Here is a 10,130-nt window from a genome sequence, read left to right on the forward strand (position 1 = left end):
CGACAACCGGGATATCACCGTGTCTTCATCACCTTTCCGCAGACGCGTGCCAGGGGCGGTCGTCCGCCGCTGGCTCGGTCGTGGCGGACTCGTAATCTCCCTCTCCCTGCTGCCGCAGGTGGTCGTGCCCTCGGGCTACGACTTCGCGGCGCAGGCCCAGTCAGCGGCGGCCCGCAAGCTGGAACACCGGCCCGACGCGAAGATCGACAAGGTGGGCGTGCTCAAGCCCGGCACGTCCAAGGCGCCCAAGGACAAGGCCGCCCCGGCCGTCACGCAGACGCGTCAGCGGCTGAAGCGGACCGCCTGGCCGACGGCCGCGAAGGTGACGGCGAAGGTCCCGGCGAGCGGCGGCCCGGCCTCGGTGAACGTCGGCGGGCTCGGCGTCAAGCTGGCCCAGGCGCCCGCGGCCCAGCAGCCGAAGTCGGCGAGGGCGAAGGCCACCGGCCCCGCCGAGCAGGTGAGGCTGAGCGTCCACGCCCAAGCGGCCGCGCGGAAGGCGGGCGTCAACGGCGTCCTGCTCACCCTGGCCCCGGCCACCGGTGACAAGCTGCGGGTCTCCCTCGACTACTCGTCCTTCAAGGACGTCTACGGCGGTAACTTCGGCCCCCGGCTGCGCCTGGTCAGGCTCCCCGCGTGTGCGCTGACCACTCCACAGAAGAAGGCGTGCCGCACCCAGACCCCGGTGGCGGACGCGGACAACGACGCCGCGTCCCAGAGGGTTACGGGCACCGTCGCCACCCGCGCCCCGATGCTGCTGGCGGCCACCGCCGACAGCTCCGGCGGCGGCAGCGACTACGGCGCCACCCCCCTGTCCCCGACCGCGACCTGGGAGGCCGGCGGCAGCACGGGTGACTTCACCTGGACCTACCCGCTGCGGGTCCCCCCGGCGACGGCGGGCCCGTCCCCGAACCTGTCGATCTCCTACAACTCCGCCTCGGTGGACGGCCGTACGGCCGGGGAGAACAACCAGACCTCGGTGATCGGCGAAGGCTTCTCGATGACCGAGTCCTACATCGAGCGCAAGTACGCCTCCTGCAAGGACGACGGGCAGACCGGCAAGGGCGACCAGTGCTGGAAGTACGCCAACGCCACGCTCGTCCTCAACGGCAAGGCCGTGGAGCTGGTCAACACCTGTGCGGACAAGGCCGCCTGTGACACCGCCGCGCTGTCGCAGGCGTCCGGCGGCAGCTGGAAGGTGAAGAACGAGGACGGCTCCCGCGTCGAGCACCTGACCGGAGCCACCGGCAACGGCGACGACAACACCGAGTACTGGAAGGTCACGGACGCCTCCGGCACCCAGTACTTCTTCGGCAAGCACCGCCTGCCCGGCTGGAGCGACAAGGGCACAGCGGACACCAGCGACGATGACCCGGTCACCAACTCCGTGTGGACGATGCCGGTCTTCGGCGACGACTCCGGTGAGCCCTGCTACAAGTCCACCGGTTTCGCCGACTCCTTTTGTACGCAGGCCTGGCGCTGGAACCTTGACTACGTCGTGGACACCCACGGCAACGCCTCCACGTACTGGTACACCAAGGAGACGAACTACTACTCCAAGAACGCCGACACCACCGTCAACGGCACCGGCTACATCCGCGGCGGCTACCTCAACCGCATCGACTACGGCCTGCGCAGCGACCTGATCTACACCAAGCCCGCCGCCCAGCAGGTGCGTTTCACGTACGCCGAGCGCTGCCTGACCTCGTGCACGAGCCTGACGTCGACGACGAAGGCGAACTGGCCGGACGTGCCGTACGACATGATCTGCGCGGCCAACACCAAGTGCACCACGCAGATCGGTCCGGCGTTCTTCACCCGCAAGCGCCTGACCGACGTCACCACCTCGGTGTGGACCGGCAGCGGCACCACCCAGCGGGACGTCGACACCTGGCATCTGGAGCAGGACTTCCCCGACACCGGTGACGCCTCCTCGCCGAGCCTGTGGCTGAAGTCCATCCAGAACACCGGCAAGGCCAACAGCACCGCGGCCCAGCTCCCGCCGGTCGTCTTCGGCGGCATCCAGCTGGCCAACCACGTCGAGGGCAGCGGCCCGGACACCCTGCGCTACATCAAGTGGCGCGTGCGCACCATCAAGACCGAAACCGGCTCGACCATCACCGTCAACTACTCCGACCCCGACTGCATCTGGGGCTCCAGCATGCCGGCGGACATCGACAAGAACACCCGCCGCTGCTTCCCGGTGAAGTGGTCCCAGTCCGGCGCGACCCCGGTCACCGACTGGTTCCACAAGTACGTCGTCACCTCCACCTTCCAGGACGACCCCTACGGCCACGGCGACACCGGTGAGACGTACTACGACTACCAGGGCGGCGCCGGCTGGGGCTACGCCGACGATGAGGGCCTGACCAAGACCTCCAACCGCACCTGGTCGCAGTGGCGCGGCTACGGCAAGGTCGTGGAGACCTCCGGCGACACCGAGGGCCCGCGTTCGAAGAAGTCCACCCTCTACATGCGCGGCCTGAACGGCGAGAAGGAACTCGACGGCACTCCCCGCGTGGAGAAGGTCACCGACTCCACCGGCACCGCGATCGACGACGCCCGCCAGCTGTCCGGCTTCGTCCGCGAGACCATCGTCTACAACGGCACGGACGAGGTCAGCGGCACCATCAACACCCCCTGGTCGTACCGGACCGGCAGCCACACCTACAGCTGGGGCACCACCGAGTCCTGGATCGTCCAGCCCGGTGAGACCGCCACCCGCACCAAGACCTCCACCGGCAACCGCACGGTCCACCAGAAGACCACGTACGACACCACGTACGGCATGCCGATGACCGTCGAGGACAGCGGCGACACCGCCAAGACCGGCGACGAGACCTGCACCCGCACCAGCTACGCCCGCAACACGACGGACTGGCTGGTGAACAAGGTCAGCCGCGTCGAGGTCTACTCCGTCGGCTGCACGGCCATTCCGACGGTCCCTGGCGACGTCATCTCCGACGCCACCACGGCCTACGACAGCCAAGCGGTCGGTGTGGCGCCCACCAAGGGCGACATCACCGCTACCTACCGGGTCGCGAGCTACGACCCGGTGACCAAGGCATCCATCTACCAGCAGGTCTCCGGCACCACCTTCGACAAGCTGGGCCGCCCGCTCACCGAGACCAACACCCTGGGCCGCACGGTCAAGACGACCTACGTCCCCGACGACACCAGCTACGGACCGCTGACGTCGAAGACCACCACCGACCCCAAGCTGTACACCTCCACCACCGAGGTCGATCCGGCATGGGGCACGGCCACCAAGACCACCGACGCCAACGGCAACGTCACCGAGTGGTCCCTGGACGCGCTCGGCCGTGTGCGCTCGGTCTGGAAGCCGGACCGCTCCCGCGCGCTCGGCGACGCGGCCACCCTGGTCTACGGGTACAGCATCAACAACGACAAGGAGACCTGGGTCCGCACCGACGCCCTCAAGGCCGACGGACAGACCTACAACAGCTCCTACGAGATCTTCGACTCGCTCCTGCGCTCCCGCCAGAAGCAGGTCCCCGCGCCGAACGGCGGCCGAGTGATCTCCGAGACGCTGTACGACGACCGCGGCCTGGCCTACATCACCAACGACCAGGTCCACGACAACCTCGCCCCGTCGGGCACCCTGGCCAACACCTTCCCCGGCTCCGTTCCCGCCTCCACCGAGACGGTCTACGACGCCGCCGGTCGCGCCACCGAGTCGATCTTCCGGGTCTACGACCAGGAGAAGTGGCGCACCAAGACCGACTACCAGGGCGACCGCACCGCCGTCACCGCCGCCGAGGGCGGCACCGGCACCCTGAGCATCACCGACGCCCGCGGCCGGATCGTCGAGCGCCGTGAGTACGGCGGCCCCGTCCCGACCGGCACGGACTACACCCGCACCCTCTTCGAACACGACCCATCCGGCCGGCTGACGAAGATGACGGGCCCGGACAACGCCGCCTGGTCCTACGGCTACGACCTGCGCGGCCGCAAGACCACCTCCACCGACCCCGACAAGGGCACCGTCACCACCACCTACAACGACGCCGACCAGCCGGTGACCACCACCACGACCCTGCAGCAGGTCACCCGCACGCTGATCACCGACTACGACGAGCTCGGCCGCAAGATCGGCACCTGGGACGGCGTGAAGGACAACGCCCACCAGCTCACCAAGTTCACCTACGACTCCCTCGCCAAGGGACAGGTGACCGCGGCCATCCGGTACGTCGGAGGCACCACCGGCAAGATCTACTCCCAGGTCGTCACCGGCTACGACAGCCTCGGCCGTCCCAAGGGCACCAAGACCGTCATCGCCGCCAGCGACCCCCTGGTCGCCGCGGGCGCGCCGCAGACCTTCACCACCTCCACCGTCTACAACATCGACGGCACCGTGCAGTCCACGTCGATGCCCGCGGTGGCCGGCCTGCCCGCCGAGACCGTCACCAACACCTACAACAGCCTCGGCATGCTCACCGGCACCGACGGCATGACCGACTATGTCCAGAACATCGGCTACTCCCCGTACGGTGAGATCGAGGAGACCCGCCTCGGCACCTCCACGGCCGCCAAGCAGCTCCAGATCCTCAACCACTACGAGGACGGCACCCGCCGCCTGTCCAACATGCACACGGTCGACCAGACCAACGCCGGCTACACCAGCGACGTCGACTACGTCTACGACGCCACCGGCAACATCAAGTCGATCACCGACAAGGCAGGCGGCAAGGACACCCAGTGCTTCGCCTACGACGGCTACCGCCGCCTGACCGACGCCTGGACCCCGTCGTCCAACGACTGCACCACCGCCCGCTCGGCGACCGCGCTCGGCGGCCCGGCCCCGTACTGGACCACCTGGACCTACAAGCCCGGCGGCCTGCGCGACACCCAGGTCGAGCACAAGGCCACCGGTGACACCGCGACCGCCTACGGCTACCCGGCCGTCAACGCCACCGGCGGCGGCCAGCCGCACAGCCTGACCTCGCTCACCGTCAACGGCGGCACGGCCAAGTCCCTGACGTACGACGAGCAGGGCAACACCACCAAGCGATACGGCACCACCGGTATCGCGCAGAGCCTCACTTGGGACATCGAGGGAGAGCTCGTCCGCCTCACGGAGGGCACCAAGACCACCGACTACCTCTACGACGCCAACGGCGATCTCCTGATCCGCCGCGGCACCGACAAGACCGTCCTCTACCTGGCCGGCCAGGAACTCCACTACGACACGGGCGCCAACAAGTTCACCGCCCAGCGCTACTACGCGGCCGGTGACGTCACCGCCGTGCGCACGGAGACCAGCCTGTCCTGGATGGTCGACGACCACCACGGAACCGCCTCGATGACGGTGGACGCCACCACCCAGGCCATCACCCGCCGCTACACCAAGCCCTTCGGCGAGACCCGCGGCCCGACACCCTCGCTGTGGCCCGACGATAAGGGCTTCCTCGGCAAGCCCGTCGACTCCGGCACCGGCCTGATCCACGTCGGTGCCCGTGAGTACGACCCGACCACCGGACGGTTCCTCTCGGTCGACCCGGTCCTGGTCCCCGAGGACCACGAGTCCATGAACGGCTACGCCTACGCCAACAACACCCCCGTCACCAAGACCGACCCGACCGGTCTGCGGCCCCTCACGGACTGCGAGAACGGGTGCAGCGACGGCAAGGGCGGCTCCTACCGCGCCTGGTACACCCCAAGCGCCAGTGGAGGGTGGGTCTACCACACCACCCAGACCTACACGACCCAGGTCCCTGGCACGTCCGACACGTACATCAGCGCCACGGTGACCACCCGCGCCGGCCGGACGACCGCCGTCGACGTCGCCGTCTTCAAGAAGCCGAGTTTCAAGAAGGGGCCGAACCCCGAACCGGAGCGCAAGGAGGGCAAGAAGAGCAAGGTTATGGACCTCTCCGCGCAGGAGCTGGTCATGCTGTGGGCGAAGGGCGGACCGTCCGAGGTCACCCTGCCTCCGGACGGCGAGTTCGTCCGCCAGCTGCGCACGGAGGACCACTTCCGGTCCTTCATCCGCAAGATGCAGGGCATGATCAAGGACGGCGTGTACACGGCGAAGGGACGATTCGACAAGTCGCACGCCGACCGCACCGACGGCGAGAAAATCTGGGAAGGTCTCACCGACCTCACCGGGTTCCTCACCGAGGGCATATACGGGGCCAGCCCCGCGAGCATGGCGCTCGGTTCCTACAACCTCGACTACCAACTGCTCGGCGTCGCGTGCGAACCGCCCAGGACCGACTCGGAGTGGGACCACGGAGCCCTGGTCGGCCAGGTGAAGGTGTCGATCTCCAACACCATGACGGTAGCCTCGGCCACACGCAGCCTCTCGAACGACGGGTACAAGCACGGCAGCTCCAACCCGGTCATGAAGGCGGGCTCCGACGCCGCCAAGCAGATCTGGCCCGACGGCCAGAAGGACATCACCGTGAAGATCAACTGGATCGAGGAAATCTATGTGCCGTACTAGGAGAGGCAGACGGGCCTTTTTCGCCGCCGCCGTCTCCGCCGTCCTCGTCACGGGACTGTCCGCCTGCGAGAAGGAAGAACACCTCCCCGTCCCCACGGGCGGCCAGATCGTCGGCTCCTGGAGCAACCCCGGAGGCGACTGGATCACCTTCGACAAGGGCGGGACGGGCACCATCTCCGCGGGCGCCCAGCTCCAGCTGAGCAGCCTGATGGAGAAGTCCGACACCAAGCCGGAGTGCCCGTTCTCCTGGGGCGTGGACACCGTGCCCGCAGGAGGCAGCAAGTGGATCTCCGTCACCTTCGCGGCGGGCCAGTGCGGATCGGGGCCGGGTGAGTTCGGCCTGTACTACTACTACGAGAAGGATTCCGGGGGTCTTCGGCTGTCACCGGCTGTGGAGTTCCCGAAGCCCGACGAGATCTACGCCCGCTCGAAGGCGACCACGTAGCGAATGATCGGGGGTCACCGGTCCCGACGGCCCCCGCCCTTTCGGCGGGGAGACGGCCTTCCGTCTCCCCGCCGAAGCGTTCCCTACTGTCTTGGAAATGTCACATGGCACACCGTTCCCCTGGGTGTATTCGGGTCGATCGCGAGCCAGTCCGTCTTCGCGGAAAACGCCGAGGAACTTCGGCGGCGGGTGGGTGTAATTCCCGACGGAGAGCGGGGAAATATCGCCGAATATCTCCGCTCCGGAACTGCCGTCATCGCCCTGATGGGATTCTTGGAGGACATCTTGGGCAACAAGTTCTCCCGCTCCGATGGCACCGCCGTCATGAGCGACGGCCGCTTCAGTTTCAACCCGGTCGTGAAGGCGAGTTCCGACACCGTCAAGCAGATCTGGCCCGACGGCCAGAAGGGCATCACCGTGAAGATCAACTGGACCGAGGAAATCTATGTACCGTACTAGGAGAAGCCGACGGTTCTACTTCGCCGCCGTCGTCTCCGCCGCCCTTGTCGTCGGTGTGTCCGGCTCCACGCCGTGTGGGCCGCATTCAATCGTGGAGCAAGGGTATGATCGTGGAAATCCACGCGAAGGGTCGAGCCGCAGACGTCACCGCATTCGGTGAGGCTCTGACACTGGCCCTTCGCGTCGAGGCCGAGGGTGTCGAGGTGCTTCCGGAATGGCTTCGCCAGGAATTCACCCCGCCGTCCACCCTGGAAGAGAAGTCCAGGTGGCTCGACCAGTGGCGGAAAGAGTCGGCCGAAGGGCAAGCACGCATGGAGAGGGAGCGGGGGTGGGACATGCCCAATTGGCTCTACTGGATATCCGGCGAGAGCGGCCTGTGGACGGTGGAGAATCTGGTCCGGAGGGATGAGGAAACGCTCGCTATCTCCCTGAACGCGGCTGACTGGCCCGTACCCGTGGCCGCGCTCGAATGGCTGGCCGAAAGGGCAGGGGTGGCGCTCGGCGAGGTCGGTCCACGCTGACCCACACCCCTTCGGGCGGGGAGACGGCCTTCCGTCTCCCCGCCCGAAGCATCCCCTACCGTCTAGAAAATGCCGCATGGCACACATCGTTCCCCTGGGTGTATTCGGGTCGATCGCGAGCCAGTCCGCCTTCGCGGAAAACGCCGAGGAACTTCGGCGGCAGTTGGGTGCGATTCCTGAGGGAGAGCGGGGAAAGATCGCCGAATATTTTCGCTCCGGCACTCCCATCATCGCCCTGATGGGATTCTCAGAGGACATCCTGGGCAACAAGTTCTCGCGCTCTGGCGGCACTGCCATCATGAGCGACGGCCGCTTCTTCTGGCGGCTCGACGCAGCCGACTACGTGGAGTACTACAGGATTGGGCTCCCGGAGGAGTTCATCGCCCACGGCACCGCCCACCAGTGGATCGCCCCGACCCTCTCCCGCTACGAGGTCATCGAGGTCGACGACCACGAGTCCCTCAACGGCTACGCCTACGCCAACAACACCCCCGTCACCAAGACCGACCCACCGGCCTCAGGCCGATCACGGACTGCGAGCTCGGGTGCAGCGACGGCAAGTGCGGCACCTACCGGGAACGGGCGACCCCAGGCCACAACGGCTGGGTCTGGCACTCCACGAAGACGTACACCAAGACGTTCCAGTACGAGAAGACGGGCGGCGGCACCGGAAGCGGCACCATGACCGTCACCGTCCGCACGGACGGCGGTCACCGGTCGGCGCAGGTCGTGTTCAAGAACGGCCCCGACCCGAAACCCGCCAAGAAGGAACAGCCCCGCTACGGATTGCTCATAGGCAGCTACCCTGTTCCGTTGGACCCGAGTGATAGCGACCACAGCGACCGGGGCAAGCTCGCAACCTGGCAGAAGGTCGTGCTGGGTGTCATCGTCGGCGTGGCGGCCACCGTGGTCGCTGCCCCGGCGGCCGTCGCCGTGGGCGGGGGCTGCCTGGCCGCCGCCCCGGTGTGCGCCGCGGAAATCGCGGAAATGGCGACCGGGGGCGCATCCGGCGGAAGCATGGTCGTCGGCAGCGGGGCGGTCGCGGTCGGAGCCAAGGCACTGACCGCGGACAAGAGCATGCCCGAGGGACCGGTGACCCTGTACGGGCCATTCCACCGGCTCGCCAACCCGAAGACTCAGTCGACTGAGGTCGCTCGTTCCATTGTCGAGTCTGGCGAGCTGTGGGGCAGGGCCCGAGGCAGGGAGGCAACGCCACTGCTCAGACGTGGCGTGGAGCAATTCCGAAGGATGCCAAGCCGGGAAGCCTGGAGTTCTCCACCACCGTGAAGCCCAAGCCCTATTCTCGCAGCCTGCCTGGGAAGCCGAGAAGGAGGCCGGCGTCAACTCCTTCGTCAAGGACAGTGACGATTGAGCCTCCATTCCGATCATCATCACGGAGGTGAGGTAGGCATGGATCTGCGGGAGCTGAACCCGACAGTTCTGAGGCGGATCCCCGAGAAGGATGTCAGCCCGCGCGACATCAGATGGCTCGTCCAAGTCGACGTCGAGCGCACGGCACTCGAGGAGCGCTGGGGCGCGCCGGAGATCACCGAGGACGACTTCGCGGAGTGGTTCTGCTTCGCGTTCTCCCCGGCGGAGGGAGAGGCGTTCATCCTGCTGCGGCAGGTGCACCATGCTCCCGTGGCCGGCTTCGTCCTCAGCGTGACCAGGGGGCTCTTCTCTCCGGCGGCTGCCGACCGGATCGTCAGGGCCTTGGACATTGCTGGTGCGCGGATCACTCACCTCAACTCCGAGGCCGGCTCATAGCCCCGGGTGCGCCCGGCACGGGCCCTCCCATCCGGGAGGGCCCGTGCCGGGGCGCACCTTCTTCGCCGCCGGTCGCGCCACCGAGTCGATCTTCCGGGTCTACGACCAGGAGAAGTGGCGCACCAAGACCGACTAACAGGGCGACCGCACCGCCGTCACCGCCACCGAGGGCGGCACCGGCACCCTGAGCATCACCCACGCCCGCGGCCGGATCGTCGAGCGCCGTGAGTACGGCGGCCCCGTCCCGACCGGCACGGACTACACCCGCACCCTCTTCGAACACGACCCATCCGGCCGGCTGACGAAGATGACGGGCCCGGACAACGCCGCCTGGTCCTACGGCTACGACCTGCGCGGCCGCAAGACCACCTCCACCGACCCCGACAAGGGCACCGTCACCACCACCTACAACGACGCCGACCAGCCGGTGACCACCACCACGACCCTGCAGCAGGTCACCCGCACGCTGATCACC

Annotated in this window: 7 protein-coding genes; all 7 read left to right on the plus strand. The window is 67.5% G+C overall.

From position 1 onward, the window contains the following. Positions 1–19: 19 nt before the first annotated feature. The 7 genes from LZ604_RS32070 (at position 20) to LZ604_RS32100 (ending at position 9,655) form a co-directional block, all read left to right on the plus strand. Entirely contained in the window at positions 20–6,463 is a 6,444-nt protein-coding gene (locus tag LZ604_RS32070) for an RHS repeat domain-containing protein (protein ID WP_234519491.1), read from the plus strand. Beyond that, the gene (locus LZ604_RS32075) at positions 6,450–6,908 is read left to right on the plus strand and encodes a hypothetical protein (RefSeq protein ID WP_234519492.1); all 459 of its coding nucleotides are present in this window, start codon (positions 6,450–6,452) and stop codon (positions 6,906–6,908) included. The genes LZ604_RS32070 and LZ604_RS32075 overlap by 14 nt, the downstream gene beginning before the upstream one ends. A gap of 264 nt (positions 6,909–7,172) precedes the next feature. Then, positions 7,173–7,367: a hypothetical protein gene (locus tag LZ604_RS32080; RefSeq protein ID WP_234519493.1), complete on the plus strand. Its 195-nt coding sequence runs from the start codon at positions 7,173–7,175 to the stop codon at positions 7,365–7,367. 104 nt (positions 7,368–7,471) lie between these two features. Then, positions 7,472–7,888: a hypothetical protein gene (locus LZ604_RS32085; protein WP_234519495.1), complete on the plus strand. Its 417-nt coding sequence runs from the start codon at positions 7,472–7,474 to the stop codon at positions 7,886–7,888. A gap of 76 nt (positions 7,889–7,964) precedes the next feature. Further along, positions 7,965–8,573, plus strand: a complete 609-nt coding sequence (locus LZ604_RS32090; protein WP_234519497.1) for a hypothetical protein — start codon at positions 7,965–7,967, stop codon at positions 8,571–8,573. After that, entirely contained in the window at positions 8,570–9,175 is a 606-nt protein-coding gene (locus tag LZ604_RS32095) for a hypothetical protein (protein ID WP_234519499.1), read from the plus strand. The genes LZ604_RS32090 and LZ604_RS32095 overlap by 4 nt, the downstream gene beginning before the upstream one ends. A 123-nt stretch (positions 9,176–9,298) precedes the next feature. Further along, positions 9,299–9,655 carry a hypothetical protein gene (locus LZ604_RS32100; RefSeq protein WP_234519501.1) on the plus strand — a complete coding sequence of 119 codons (357 nt, stop codon included), beginning with the start codon at positions 9,299–9,301 and terminating at the stop codon, positions 9,653–9,655. The last annotated feature ends 475 nt before the right edge of the window (positions 9,656–10,130 follow it).

Source organism: Streptomyces glomeratus, assembly GCF_021462825.1.
GTDB classification, from domain to species: Bacteria; Actinomycetota; Actinomycetes; order Streptomycetales; family Streptomycetaceae; genus Streptomyces; species Streptomyces glomeratus.